This is a genomic window from Sphingomonas spermidinifaciens (assembly GCF_002351485.1).
Lineage (GTDB): Bacteria > Pseudomonadota > Alphaproteobacteria > Sphingomonadales > Sphingomonadaceae > Sphingomonas > Sphingomonas spermidinifaciens.
On sequence record NZ_NWMW01000001.1, the window covers coordinates 917,254 to 930,930 of the forward strand.

Genomic DNA, 13,677 nt, shown 5'->3' on the forward strand with positions numbered 1-13,677 from the left:
TCGGATTCGCCCTAGCGGCGAGCGCGCCGCAGTAGGCCCATCCACACCTGCCCTGTCAAAGAAAAAGCGGCTGATTGCGGCGGGATGCGGCGCACCACTGGGCTGATCCATGTGAAAAGAGGCCGCCGGGGCGGCCCCTGGTCCCACTTTGGATCAGATCAGTGGCGCACCGGATCGGCCGCAGGCGCCACGCCGGCGGGCGGCTGGGCCGCAAGCTCGTCCGAGTCGCTCCAGTCGATCGCCGTCAGCGGCTCGGTCAGCGCCAGCCGCAGCACCTCGTCCACATGGGCAACCGGGATGATCTTGAGCCCGTCGCGGATCACCGACGGGATCTCCACCAGGTCCTTCTCGTTCTCGGTGGGGATCAGCACCGTGGTGATGCCGCCACGCAGTGCCGCCAGCAGCTTCTCCTTGAGGCCGCCGATGGGGAGCACGCGTCCGCGCAGCGTCACCTCGCCGGTCATCGCGATGTCCTTGCGCACCGGCACGCCCGTCAGCGTCGAGACGATCGAGGTGACGAGGCCGATGCCCGCCGACGGCCCGTCCTTGGGCACCGCGCCCTCGGGCAGGTGGACGTGGATGTCCTTGCGCGCGAACAGGCTGGGCTTGATGCCGAAGGTCGGCGCGCGGGCCTTGACGAAGCTCAGCGCCGCCTCGACGCTTTCCTTCATCACGTCGCCGAGCTTGCCCGTCGTCTTGATCGCGCCCTTGCCGGGCACGGTCACGCTCTCGATCGTCAGCAATTCGCCGCCGACCTCGGTCCAGGCGAGGCCGGTGACCGCGCCAATCTGATGCTCCTCCTCGCCGATGCCGAAGCGGTACTTCCGCACCCCCGCGAACTCGTGGAGGTTGTCCGGCGTCACGGTGACCTGCACCGCCTTCCCCTCTAGGATGCGGCGCAGCGCCTTGCGCGCCAGCTTGGCGATCTCGCGCTCCAACGTGCGGACGCCGGCCTCCCGCGTATAATAGCGGATAAGGTCGCGCAGGCCCGCGTTGGTCAGCTCGAACTCGCCTTCCTTGAGGCCGTGCGCATCGATCTGCTTGGCGATCAGGTGCCGCTCGGCAATCTCGACCTTCTCGTCCTCGGTATAGCCCTCCAGCCGGATGATCTCCATCCGGTCGAGCAGCGGCTGCGGCAGGTTCAGCGTGTTCGCGGTGCAGACGAACATCACATCGCTGAGGTCGATATCGATCTCGAGATAATGGTCGTTGAACTTGGCGTTCTGCTCGGGATCGAGCACCTCCAGCAGCGCGGAGGCGGGATCGCCGCGGAAGTCCTGACCCAGCTTGTCGATCTCGTCGAGCAGGAACAGCGGGTTGGACGCCCCCGCCTTCTTGAGGTTGGTGACGATCTTGCCCGGCAGCGAGCCGATGTACGTCCGGCGATGGCCGCGAATCTCGGCCTCGTCGCGCACGCCGCCCAGCGACTGACGGATGAACTCGCGCCCCGTCGCCTTGGCGATCGACTTGCCGAGGCTGGTCTTGCCGACGCCCGGCGGGCCGACGAGGCACAGGATCGGCCCCTTCAGCTTGTTGGTCCGCGCCTGCACCGCCAGATACTCCACGATCCGGTCCTTGACCTTTTCCAGCGCATAATGGTCGGCGTCGAGGATGTTCTCGGCCTCGACCAGGTCCTTCTTCAGCTTCGACTTCTTGCCCCAGGGCAGGCCGAGCAGCACGTCGAGATAGTTGCGTACGACAGTGGCCTCGGCCGACATCGGCGCCATGGTCTTGAGCTTTTTGAGCTCGCCCTGCGCCTTGGTGCGCGCTTCCTTTGACAGCTTTAGGGTCGCGATCTTCTGCGTCAGCTCGGCGATCTCGTCGCCCTCGCCCTCCTCGCCCTCGTTGCCGAGTTCGCGCTGGATCGCCTTCAACTGCTCGTTGAGGTAATATTCGCGCTGGGTCTTCTCCATCTGCCGCTTCACGCGGCTGCGGATCTTCTTCTCGACCTGCAGGACGCCCAGTTCGCCCTCCATGAAGGCGAAGACCATCTCCAGCCGCTTGCGCGGATCGGTCTCGACCAAGAGCGACTGCTTGTCGGCGACCTTGACCGCGATGTTCCCAGCGACCGCATCGGCGAGGCGCGAGGGATCGTCGAGCTCGCCCAGCTGCACCGCAGTCTCGGCGGGCAGCTTGCGATTGAGCTTGGCGTAATTCTCGAACTGGTCGACGACCGAGCGCATCAGCGCCTTGATCTCGGCACTCAGTTCCTCGGCCGCATCTTCAAGCGACGTGTCACCCTCCGCGACCGAGGAAACGGTCGCTTGCACATAGCCGTCGCGCGTCTCGAGCGAGTCGAGGTTGGCGCGCTCGCGCCCGCCCACCAGCACGCGAACGGTGCCGTCGGGCAGCTTGAGCAGCTGGAGAACCTCAGCGGTGACGCCGGTGTCATAAAGGTCGTCGCGGCCGGGATCGTCGTTGGCAGGATCGAGCTGCGCGACAAGGAAGATCATCTTGTCGTCGGCCATCGCGGCTTCGAGCGCGGCGACCGACTTGTCGCGGCCGACGAACAGCGGCACGATCATGTGCGGAAAGACGACGATATCGCGCAGCGGCAATACGGGGTAGCTGGACTTCATGGATTCTCCGACGGCGCCCGACTGGGGCACCCTTTGCAGCCTATATGGGGTGCGTGCGCAAGCCATCAATCGGGGGGTCGCCGCGGCGTTTGTCGCACTCGCGCTGGCGGGTGCCGCCCCCGATCCGGGCCAGCCGCCGCTGACCGTCCAGACGGCGCTGTCGGGCGGCCCGATCGACCCCGAACAGGCGAAGCTGACGTTCGAGACCGCCGACCTGTCGTTCGAGGTATTCCCGGAGCGACAGGCACTCAGCGGGGTCGCTGTGCTGACCTTCACCGCCAAGGCGCCGGTCGCCAGGCTCGTCATAGACCTCGACCGCAATCTGCCGGTCAGCGCCATTTCGATCGATGGGCAGGCGCTGGCCAAAGGCGCGTGGCGAAATCCCGAGGGGCGGATGACGATCGACCTGCCCCGTCCGGTCGCCGCGGGGGCGAAGGTGGCGGCGCGCATCGCCTATGGCGGCACGCCGCATGTCGCGGTGCGCGCGCCGTGGGACGGCGGCTTCGTCTGGTCGAAGGCGCCCACCGGCGAGCCCTGGATTGCGACCGCAGTGCAGGGCGAGGGCTGCGACCTGTTCTGGCCGTGCATCGACGCGCCGACGTTCGAGCCGAAGACCGTCGACCTGCACATCACCGTGCCAAAGGGGCTGTCGGCGCCGTCGAACGGCCGGCTCATCGGCGTCGACACGCTGGCGGACGGCCGCACCCGCTGGAACTGGCGGGCGAAGAACCCCAACACCTACGCGATCGCGCTCAACATCGGCCCCTATGAGGAGATGAAGGGCACGCATCGCAGCCGCTTCGGCAACGACATCCCGCTCCATTTCTGGCACCTGAAGGGCAATGCCGAGAAGGCGCGCGGGCTGTTCGCCGAGTTCGGCCCGACGATCGACTTCTTCGAGGCCGAAGTCGGCCCCTACCCCTTTGCCGACGAGAAGATGGGCGTGGTCGAGACCCCGCATCTCGGCATGGAGCACCAGACGATCAACGCCTATGGCAACGGCTACAAGCTCGCCGCCGAGGGCTTTGACTGGCTCCTCCACCACGAGTTCGCGCACGAATGGTTCGCCAACCAGATGACGGCGGCGAACTGGGACGATTTCTGGCTGCACGAGGGATATGCCCAGTACATGCAGCCGCTCTACGGCCTGCGCCGCGAAGGCTATGCCCGCTACATCGCGATGATGATCGAGGGGCGCGCGAGGGTCGCCAACCGTCATCCGATCGTGTCGGGCCAGCCGCGGGATGAAGGCGCGGTCTATGACGACGCCAACGGCCCCGGCGGCGACATCTATTTCAAGGGCGCGTGGATGCTCCACACGCTGCGGGGCTATGTCGGCGATGCAGCGTTCGGGGAGATCACCCGCCGCCTCGTCTATGGCCGTTCCGATCCGCGGCCCGGCAACTTCACGCCGCGCTACAGCTCGACCGCCGAGTATCGTCGCATCGTTCTTGAGGTCACGGGCCGCGACATGGACTGGTTCCTCGATGCCTATCTGACGAAGGCGCCGCTCCCCGACCTGGTCGAGACGCGGAGCCCCGGCCGCCTTTCGCTCGAATGGCGCGTACCGGACGGCCGCCCCTTCCCCCTCCCCGTCGAGGTCGAGGTCGATGGCCGGATCGAGAAGCTGCCGATGACCGGCGGCCGCGGCAGCATCGCCGTCCCCTCGGGCGCCGCGGTCAGCGTCGATCCGATGATGCGCGTCCTGCGCCGCCTGCCCGCCTATGAGCGGATGCAGGCCGCCCGCTAGGGCACTACCGTCGTGAACAGGAACGTCGCGAAGATCAGCAGGTGGACGACGCCCTGCAGCACCGTTGTCCGCCCCGTCCCCAGCGACAGCACCGCGACGATCAGCGACAGCGCGAGCAGCGTAATCTCGCGCGCGTCGATACCGAGCGCGATCGGCAGGCCGAGCGCCAGCGAAGCGATCGCCACGCTCGGGATGGTCAGTCCGATCGTCGCCAGCGCCGAGCCCAATGCGAGGTTGAGGCTCGTCTGGAGTCGGTTGCGCCGCGCCGCGCGGACCGCCGCCAGGCTCTCGGGCGCGAGCACCAGCGCTGCGATCGCCACGCCGACCAGCGCGATCGGCAGGCCCGCGGCGAGCACCGCCGCCTCCAGCGTCGGCGCCAGATCCTTGGCGAGCAGCACCACCGAGATGAGCGCGACGACCAGCATCGCGAACGCGACCAGCGTTTGCGCAGCGCTGGGCGGCTCGGCATGGCTGTCCTGATCGATATCGTCGAGGTCCGCGGGCAGGAAATAGTCGCGGTGCCGCACCGTCTGGACGAGCACGAAGGTGGCATAGAGCGTCAGCGACACGACCGCGGTGAAGATGAGCTGCGATGTGGTGAAGAAAGGCCCCGGCGCCGACAGCGTGTAATTGGGGAGAATGAGGCTGAGCGTCGCCATCGCCGCGAGGACGCACAGCGCCGCGCTCACCCCTTTCAGCCCGAACACCTGCTCATGATGCCGCACGCCGCCCGCCAGCAGGCAGACGCCGACGATGCCGTTCAGGATGATCATGATCGCCGCGAACACCGTGTCGCGCGCCAGCGTCGCCGCGTCGTCGCCGCCCGAGGTCATCAGCGATACGATCAGCGATACCTCGATCACCGTCACCGCGACGGCCAGGACCAGCGTGCCGAATGGCTCGCCCACACGGTGCGCCACCACCTCCGCATGGTGTACCGCCGCCAGCACCGTGCCGATCAGGATCATTCCCGCGCCGGTCACGCCCACCGGTCCCGCCTTTGCCAGCGACAGCGCTACCGCCACGGCGCCCAGCAACGGCATTGCCAGCGACCAGGCCGGCAGCACGCGCTTGTCGAGCAGCTTTCGCGCCACGGTGGGCGCAGCGGTCGGCAGTTCGTCGGCCACCCGGTCGGTCATGCGATCTCCGTTTCGTGTCTCGCTCAACGAATGTGCCGGCCGTGCGTTGGTTGCGTAACGAAATGTGAAAGGAGCCGTGATGGCAAACTGGAAAGGACGGGCGGGCGAGATGGCCGCGACCTTCATGATCGGCGACGGACTGCTCGGCCTTGTCCAGCCCCAGCGGCACGTGGCCCTGTGGGCGCGTGACGCGATGGGGGCCGAGGCGCTCGTCGCGCCGTTCCGCGGGCGCCCGGGTCGCCGCCGCGCCTACGCCGTGGTTCAGCTCGCGGCAGGGCTGTGGCTTGCATCGCGCCAGCGGCCATGATCGAGAGGACGGCATGATCGCATCTCTTCTCTTCGTCACGCTCGCGGCCCCGGCACAGGGCTATGCCACCCGCGATCTCGGCCCATGGAAAGTCGCAGCGGCCCGCGACGGCGACGGCTGCTTCATGACGCGCAGCTATCCGCGCGACGGCGACACGACGCTGCTGTTCGGCCTGTCGGCCGACGGGTCGAACCGGCTGACGGTGCTCAACGCCAACTGGTCGATCAAGCCGCGCGACCGGCTGACGCTCGACTATCGGCTATCTAACCGGCGCTTTCCCAGGCAACTGGCGATCGGGCTCGCAGCGGGCGACAAGCAAGGATTCGTCTCGACCTTTGACGCGAAGTTCCCCGCGCAGTTCGCCGCCGCCACCAGCCTCGCCATCTTCCGCGGCGAGGTGCCGGTCGAGCGGCTCACGCTCGAAGGAACCGGCGTCGCGGTCGCCGAACTGAGGCGCTGCGTCGCCGCGTCGAAGGGCGCGCCTGCGGCCCGTGATGCCGGCGACGAAGCGATTCCGCGCGACCCCTTCGCCGATTCGCAGCCGAAACGACGCAAGTGATGTTGCGACGGGGCGCCCTACCGGCGCGCCCCGTCGTTCCTGCTTTTCGGCTGGCCGGAGAAGAAGCACGTCCGGTCAGATGGTGGATTGTCGCCTCGCAGCGGCTGGGCTTCTCACGCGTAGAGCGGTTTCATTACGAAAGGTTTCCGATGTCTGTGATTGCGTCCAAGCCCCTTCTCGCCCTCGCCGTGCTGGCGGGCGCCGTCAGCGTCAGCGGCTGCGCCACCAAGAAGTATGTGCGCGAGCAGATCGCGCCCGTCAGCGAGCGTGTCGCGACCCTGGAGACCCAGCTCCAGCAGACCGACGGCACCGCCAAGCAGGCGCTGGCCGAGGCGCAGGCGGCATCGGGCCAGGCGCAGCAGAACGGGCAGCGTATCGACCAGCTGACCGGCCGCGTCGACAGCGCCGAGCAGCGGCTGACCGCTGCCGAGCAGCGCCCCGCGCGCCGTCCGCGTCATTGATCACCCCCTGATCCTCTGATTCGGTCTGTTTCGGCCGGCCTTCCTTGACAGGAGGGCCGGCCATTTTCTTGAGTGCCTCGCATGAAGACCCTTATCCTGCCGCTGTTGGCGCTCGCCCTGATCTCCCCGGCCGCCGCCCAGACGAAGAAGAAGCCGCGGCCAAAGCCAAAGCCGCCCGTCGCCACGAAGGTCGAGGTGCCGATCCTCCCCTCCGCCGACGTCGCGCGCGTGGCCGCATGGGTGGCGGGGTCGGGCGACAATCGCACGCTGCCCTATACCATTATCGACAAGAACAACGCTGCCCTGTTCATGTTCGACGGCAAGGGCAAGCAGGTCGCCGCCGTGCCGGTGCTGATCGGCATCATGGCGGGGGACGACGCCTCGCCCGGCGTGGGCTCGAAGAAGCTTTCCGACCTCGGCCCGGCCGAAAAGACAACGCCCGCGGGCCGCTATCTCGCCAAGTTCGGACTGCCCGTCGCTGGAGAGCGCGTGCTTTGGGTGGATTATTCGACCTCGGTCGCGCTCCACCCGATCCCCGCCGATGCCGCCGCCAAGGAGAAGCGGCGCGCGCGGATATTGTCGCCGACCTCCGACGACAACCGCATAACGTTCGGCTGCATCAACGTGCCGCGCGCCTTCTATGCCAAACAGCTACGGCCCGGTTTCCGGCGCAAGGGCGGATACGTCTACATCCTGCCCGACACCAAGCCGATCGAAACGGTCTTCCCGCGCCTGAGGACGGTGCCGCCGGTCGGCTAAAATCCTCCACCGCAAGGGGAGGATCGAAACTTACTCTCCCGCGCGTGCCACCAGGTCCCGCTCGACCAGCACCTGCGCGCGGCCGGCACGCTTGGCGGCATAGAGTGCGGCATCTGCCCGTTCGGCAGTGCGCTCGATCGGCTCGCTTCCCGCCTCGACAAGGCCGGCGGAGAAGGTGACGGGCGGCAGACCCGGGGGCCCCACCGGCACCTCCTCGATCCCGATCAGCAGCGTCGCGAGCGTCGTCTGGGCCGCGCCTTCCTCGGTCCGCGGGAAATAGGCAACGAACTCCTCACCCCCCCAGCGCGCTACGATCGTATCGCGCGGGCAAACCGCGATCAAACGGTTGGCGAAATCGCGCAGCACTTGGTCGCCCGCCGGATGGCCGAAGCGGTCGTTGATCGCCTTGAACCGGTCGAGATCCAGGATCGCGAAGGCCCCGCCGATACGCGCCGCAAACAGCGGATCGACCTCGGCAAAGAAGCCGCGGCGGTTGAGCAACCCCGTCAGCGGATCGCGATGCGCGGCATGATCGAGGGTCGAGAGCCGCGAATGGACCGACGCCGCCGCCTCGTTGACACGGCGGAGCAGCTCGCTGATCTCGTCAGGGCCGGCAACCGGGCCGATCGCTACCGGCTCTCCGCGCCCGATCGACGCGACACCCTCGATCGACAGCTTGAGCGGCGAGAGCAGCGCATGGATGCCGTAGAGCGCGCCCGCCGTCCCAATCAGCGTCGCGACGAGCAGGATGCCGATGTCGCCCCACGCGACCTGACCGCGAAGCGCCTCGCGCGCCGCGAAGCTCAGGAGCGGTATGTGCGTGCCGATGAAGCAGATCGCGAAGATCCGCATGCGCAGGCTCTGCGGCACGAGGAAGCCGCCGGTTGACGCAAGACGCAAGTCGAAAGCCCCTTTTCAGCCGCGACCGATGATGGTTTTCGGCCGCGCAAGCTTTCCGGTGAGCGCGGTTAACAACCTGCCGGCGATCATGGTTAAACCGGCGCAGATTGGCTGAATCGTCCGTCACTTCGGACGAACCCCGCCGATCCGCCGATACGCACCAAGAAAAAGGGCGGCGATCCGAAGATCCCCGCCCCTTGTGATTACACCTTTCCGGCCCGGTCAGGCCGCCCCGCCGGCCTTTTCCTTCTTGGCATAGACGCGGACGGGCTCCTTGCGCCCCTCGACCACGTCCTTGTCGACCATCACCTCGTCGACGCCGTCCATGCTGGGCAGGTCGAACATCGTGTCGAGGAGAATGCCCTCAAGGATCGAGCGGAGGCCGCGCGCGCCGGTCTTGCGCTCGATCGCCCGCTTCGACACGGCATTGAGCGCGTCGTCGTTAAAACCGAGCTTCACGCCCTCCATGTCGAACAGCTTCTGATACTGCTTGACCAGCGCGTTCTTGGGCTCGGTCAGGATCTTGACCAGCGCCGAGATGTCGAGGTCCTCCAGCGTCGCGATCACCGGCAGGCGGCCGACAAATTCGGGGATCAGGCCGAACTTCAGCAGATCCTCGGGCTCGACCTGGCGCAGTACCTCGCCCGTCCGGCGCTCCTCGGGCGCGGCGACATAGGCGCCGAAGCCGATCGACTTGCCCTGGAGGCGATCGCCGATGATCTTGTCGAGGCCGCTGAACGCGCCGCCGCAGATGAACAGGATGTTCGTCGTGTCGACCTGCAGGAACTCCTGCTGCGGATGCTTGCGCCCGCCCTGCGGCGGGACGGAGGCCGTCGTGCCCTCCATCAGCTTCAGGAGCGCCTGCTGCACGCCCTCGCCCGACACGTCGCGGGTGATCGACGGATTCTCAGCCTTGCGGCTGATCTTGTCGATCTCGTCGATGTAGACGATCCCGCGCTGCGCCCGCTCGACATTGTAGTCCGACGCCTGGAGCAGCTTCAGGATGATGTTCTCGACATCCTCGCCGACGTAACCGGCCTCGGTCAGCGTCGTGGCATCGGCCATGGTGAACGGCACGTCGAGGATGCGCGCCAGCGTCTGCGCCAGCAGCGTCTTGCCGCAGCCGGTCGGCCCGACGAGCAGGATGTTCGACTTGGACAGCTCGACATCGGCACCCTTGGCGCCGTGGTTGAGCCGTTTGTAATGGTTGTGCACCGCCACCGACAGCACGCGCTTGGCGCGGCTCTGGCCGATCACATAGTCGTCGAGAACATCGCAGATCTCCTGCGGCGTGGGCACGCCGCCATCCTTCTTGCTAACGAGCGCCGACTTGGTCTCCTCGCGGATGATGTCGTTGCACAGCTCGACGCACTCGTCGCAGATGAACACCGTCGGGCCGGCGATCAGCTTGCGCACTTCATGCTGCGACTTGCCGCAGAACGAGCAGTAAAGGGTGCTCTTGCTGTCGCCGCCGCTCAATTTCGTCATTCAGTCACCATCTGCGCCGGCATGGCGGCGCAACCTTTCAGCCCCTGATCCGGCGAGGCGCCCGTAAGGTCCCGATCCCGGCAGCATGGCCGGTCGCATTCAACGCTCGACACTACACACAGGATGCCGGGGGACAATCAACAAAATGTGGATGCCCCCCGGCCCCGTCAAGCGGTCGTCGATCGGCCGGGTCAGCTCGCGGCGGCATCCTCGGTCGGCTGCGGCCGCTTCTCGTACACCTCGTCCACCAGGCCGAAGGCCTTGGCTTCCGGCGCTTCGAGGAAGGTGTCGCGGTCCATCGCGCGTTCGATCTCCTCGAGGGACTTGCCGGTGTACTTGACGTAGAGCGCGTTCATCCGGTCCTTGATGCGCTGGATTTCCTTGGCCTGGATCTGAATGTCCGAAGCCATGCCCTGCGCCCCGCCCGAGGGCTGGTGGATCATGATTCGCGCGTTGGTGAGCGCGACGCGCAGTCCCGGCTCGCCAGCGGCGAGGAGGAAGCTGCCCATCGACGCGGCCTGGCCGATGCAGACAGTGCCGACGCGCGGACGGATATATTGCATGGTGTCGTGGATCGCCATGCCAGCTGTCACCACGCCGCCCGGCGAGTTGATGTACATCCAGATGTCCTTTTTCGGATTTTCCGATTCAAGGAACAGGAGCTGGGCGGTGATGAGCGAGGCCATATGGTCCTCGACCGGGCCAACGACGAAGATGATCCGCTCGCGCAGCAGGCGCGAGTAGATGTCAAAGCTGCGCTCGCCGCGGCTCGACTGCTCGATGACGATGGGAACGAGGGCGTTCTGGAGGACGCTCAAAGGGTCGTGCATGGAAATCCCGCTCGGTTGTGTGTCGCTCGCCTACATCGGCGCTCGGGCGAAACCGCGCAAGGGTGCGTCGATCAATCCGCTGTCCCGGGCGCCGGATGCGCGAGATAGGCCAGCCGCCGCACCTCCCGCCGCCCGCGCACCACGGTGTCGAGGATCAGCCCCGCGAACCCGCAGAGCGAGGCGAGGATCATGAGACCCGTCGCTAGGATCGCGGTCGGGAACCTCGGCACGAGGCCGGTCTGGAGATAGGTGAAGATCAGCGGCAGCGCGAGCAGCACCGCCGTCAGCGCCAGAAGCCCGCCGATCGCGCCGAAGAACAGGAGCGGCCGCTCGATCCGATAGAGCGTCGCGATCGTCGTCGCGATCCGCCAGCCGTCGCCATAGGTGGACAGCTTCGAGGCGGAGCCTTCGGGCCGTTCGAAATAGGGCGTCGATACTTCCGCCACCGGCATCTTGAGCTCAAGCGCGTGGACGCTGATCTCGGTCTCGATCTCGAATCCGCCCGACAGTGCGGGAAAGCTCTTCACGAAGCGGCGCGAGAAGACGCGGTAACCCGAGAGGATATCGGTGAAGCTGCGCCCGAACAGGCGCGCGAGCATCCCCGTCAGCGCCTTGTTCCCGAACTGATGCCCGCGGCGATAGGCGGCGGCGGCCTCGTGCACGCGGCTGCCGACGACCATGTCGAGCTGTTCGTCCAGCAACCGCGCGACCAACGCCGGTGCGGAGGCGGCGTCGTAGGTCGCGTCACCATCGGCCATGACATAGACGTCGGCATCGACATCGGCGAACATCCGCCGCACGACGGCGCCCTTGCCCTGCACGCGCTCGGTCCGGACGATCGCGCCGGCGGCGCGGGCGACCTCGGTTGTCCGGTCGCGGCTGTTGTTGTCGTAGACATAGATGCGCGCCGTCGGCAGCGCGGCGCGGAAGCCCGCCACCGTCTGACCGATCGCGGCTTCCTCGTTGTAGCAGGGCAGGATCACCGCGATGCGGGGTTCGGCCACGTCTTTCACCCCCAAGCCTTCTCCCTTGAGGGGAGAAGGATAGCGCAGCTTGATCGCGCGAGCGACCTAGCGAAGCTTGGATGCGGGTGGAGCCTCGGGCGTCGCGCCTGCGGCGTCCCCCTCTCCCGCTGCGACTAGGCGGCAGAGCCGCCAAGTCTCGCGGCCCTCCCCCTCAAAGGGGGAGGGCCAAGCGGTCACTCGGCTTCGGCCTTCTTCTTCGCCGGCGCCTTCTTCTTGGGGGCCTCGGCGGCAGGCGCGTCGCCCTCAACGACCTCGGTCTTCTTCTTCGGCGCCGCCTTCTTCTTCGGCGCTTCCTCGGCGGCGGGGGCTTCCTCGGCGGGCGCCTCGGCGGCCTTCTTGGTCGCAGCCTTCTTCTTGGGCGCCGCAGCCTCGGCCGGCGCATCGGCAGCCGCCGGCTCGACGTCCTTGTCGGTCACTTCGGCGGCCTTGGCCTTCTTCGCGACCGGCTTTTTCTTGGCCGGGGCGTGGTCGTGATCGTGATCGTGGCCGCAGTCGGGGCCGTGGACGTGCGGCACGTCGCCGTCCTCGGCCTCGATCGCCGCCTCCAGCTCCTCACGCGTCACCTCGCGCTCGGTCACATCGGCCTTGCCGAACAGGAAATCGACGACCTTGTCCTCATAGAGCGGGGCGCGCAGCTGTGCGGCGGCCATCGGCTCCTGCTGGATATACTGGACGAACCGCTCGCGATCTTCCGGGCGGTACTGCTGCGCGGCCTGCGCGACGAGGCGCTGCATCTCGGCCTGGCTGACCTCGATGCCGTTCGCCTGGCCGATCTCCGACAGGAGCAGGCCGAGGCGCACGCGGCGCTCGGCGATCTTGCGATAGTCGCCCCGCTCGCTCTCGAGCTCCTTCATCGCCGCCTCGGGGTCGGCCTCGTGGCTCGCCTCATGCTCCAGCTGCTGCCAGATCTGCGCGAACTCGGCCTCGACCATCGAGGGCGGCACCTCGAAGTCATGCCCCTCGGCCAGCTGGTCGAGCAGCTTGCGCTTCATGTGCGTGCGGGTGAGCTGCCCGGTCTCGTTCTCGAGCTGGCCGCGCAGCAGCCCCTTGAGCTGGTCGAGGCTCTCGAGCCCCAGCGACTTGGCGAAGTCGTCGTCGATCGCGGTCTCGCCCGCGGTCTTCACCGACTTGATCTTGAGGTCGAAGGTGGCGGGCTTGCCCGACAGCGTGTCGACGCCGTAGTCCTCGGGGAAGGTCACCTCGATCTGCTTCTCGTCGCCCGCCTTCACGCCGACGAGCTGGTCCTCGAAGCCGGGGATCAGGCGACCGGTGCCGATCTCGACCGACATGTCCTCGCCCGTGCCGCCGTCAAAGGGCGTGCCGTCGACCTTGCCGACAAAGTCCATGACGACGAGGTCGCCGGTCTCCGCCGCGCGATCCTCGGCCTCTTCCCACTTCTTCTGGCCGCTGGCGAGTTGATTGAGCTGCTCGTCGACGCGCTCGTCGGCCACGGGCACGACCAGCCGCTCGAGCTTCAGCCCCTCGATCTGCGGCGTCGGCACCTGCGGCAGCACCTCGAGCTCGACCTTGACCTCGGCATCCTTGCCGCGCGCATAGCCATCGGCCAGCTCGACCGACGGCTGCATCGCGGGACGCAGCTGCTGCTCGGCGATCAGCTTCTGGATGCCTTCCTGGATCGAGCTGTTGAGCGCGTCCTGCGCGATCGCCTCGCCGTGCATCTTGCGCACCAGGTTGGCGGGCACCTTGCCGGGGCGGAAGCCGGGCATGCGGATCTGCGGGGCGACGCGCTTCACCTCTGCATCGACCTTGCCGTCGATCTCGCCGGCGGTGATGGTGAGCGTGTAGGCGCGCTTCAGGCCCTCGTTCAACGTCTCGACAGTCTGCATTCTTCGGGTTCGCGCTTTCGTCTGGTTGAAATC

12 protein-coding genes are annotated in these 13,677 nt (G+C 67.2%); 5 read left to right on the top strand and 7 right to left on the bottom strand.

Translation table 11 applies throughout. The features are described 5' to 3' along the window. Positions 1-158 precede the first annotated feature (158 nt). Positions 159-2,579 (bottom strand): endopeptidase La, encoded by a 2,421-nt coding sequence (gene lon / locus COC42_RS04310; RefSeq protein WP_096343088.1) that lies wholly within the window; start codon positions 2,577-2,579, stop codon positions 159-161. Here lon and COC42_RS04315 point away from each other — a divergent pair. Then, positions 2,578-4,329: a M1 family metallopeptidase gene (locus COC42_RS04315; protein ID WP_096341998.1), complete on the top strand. Its 1,752-nt coding sequence runs from the start codon at positions 2,578-2,580 to the stop codon at positions 4,327-4,329. The two genes, lon and COC42_RS04315, sit on opposite strands and share 2 nt — an antisense overlap. Here COC42_RS04315 and COC42_RS04320 read toward each other — a convergent pair. Further along, positions 4,326-5,468 (bottom strand): calcium:cation antiporter, encoded by a 1,143-nt coding sequence (locus COC42_RS04320; RefSeq protein ID WP_096341999.1) that lies wholly within the window; start codon positions 5,466-5,468, stop codon positions 4,326-4,328. The two genes, COC42_RS04315 and COC42_RS04320, sit on opposite strands and share 4 nt — an antisense overlap. Before the next feature lie 79 nt (positions 5,469-5,547). On the opposite strand from COC42_RS04320, the gene COC42_RS04325 reads away from it, so the two are divergent. The 4 genes from COC42_RS04325 to COC42_RS04340 all read left to right on the top strand — a co-directional run bounded on the left by COC42_RS04325 (position 5,548) and on the right by COC42_RS04340 (position 7,554). Further along, positions 5,548-5,775, top strand: a complete 228-nt coding sequence (locus COC42_RS04325; RefSeq protein ID WP_096342000.1) for a hypothetical protein — start codon at positions 5,548-5,550, stop codon at positions 5,773-5,775. Positions 5,776-5,788: 13 nt separating this feature from the next. After that, on the top strand, positions 5,789-6,334 hold the full coding sequence (locus COC42_RS04330; RefSeq protein WP_096342001.1) for a hypothetical protein: 546 nt from the start codon (positions 5,789-5,791) through the stop codon (positions 6,332-6,334). Between the two features lie 149 nt (positions 6,335-6,483). Next, a complete protein-coding gene (locus COC42_RS04335) occupies positions 6,484-6,795 on the top strand; it encodes a hypothetical protein (RefSeq protein WP_096342002.1) in 312 nt (103 codons plus the stop codon). Positions 6,796-6,876: 81 nt separating this feature from the next. Further along, positions 6,877-7,554 carry a hypothetical protein gene (locus tag COC42_RS04340; protein ID WP_096342003.1) on the top strand — a complete coding sequence of 226 codons (678 nt, stop codon included), beginning with the start codon at positions 6,877-6,879 and terminating at the stop codon, positions 7,552-7,554. A gap of 30 nt (positions 7,555-7,584) precedes the next feature. Here COC42_RS04340 and COC42_RS04345 read toward each other — a convergent pair whose 3' ends face one another. The 5 genes from COC42_RS04345 to tig form a co-directional block, all read right to left on the bottom strand. Continuing rightward, entirely contained in the window at positions 7,585-8,454 is an 870-nt protein-coding gene (locus COC42_RS04345; protein WP_096342004.1) for a GGDEF domain-containing protein, read from the bottom strand. A gap of 222 nt (positions 8,455-8,676) precedes the next feature. Continuing rightward, on the bottom strand, positions 8,677-9,942 hold the full coding sequence (clpX, locus tag COC42_RS04350) for an ATP-dependent Clp protease ATP-binding subunit ClpX (RefSeq protein ID WP_096342005.1): 1,266 nt from the start codon (positions 9,940-9,942) through the stop codon (positions 8,677-8,679). Between the two features lie 191 nt (positions 9,943-10,133). Next, positions 10,134-10,772 (bottom strand): ATP-dependent Clp protease proteolytic subunit, encoded by a 639-nt coding sequence (locus COC42_RS04355; RefSeq protein ID WP_096342006.1) that lies wholly within the window; start codon positions 10,770-10,772, stop codon positions 10,134-10,136. Between the two features lie 71 nt (positions 10,773-10,843). Beyond that, positions 10,844-11,785, bottom strand: coding sequence for a glycosyltransferase family 2 protein (locus COC42_RS04360; RefSeq protein ID WP_096342007.1), 942 nt, complete (start codon positions 11,783-11,785; stop codon positions 10,844-10,846). Positions 11,786-11,970: 185 nt separating this feature from the next. After that, positions 11,971-13,644, bottom strand: a complete 1,674-nt coding sequence (tig, locus tag COC42_RS04365) for a trigger factor (RefSeq protein WP_096342008.1) — start codon at positions 13,642-13,644, stop codon at positions 11,971-11,973. Between the last annotated feature and the right edge of the window lie 33 nt (positions 13,645-13,677).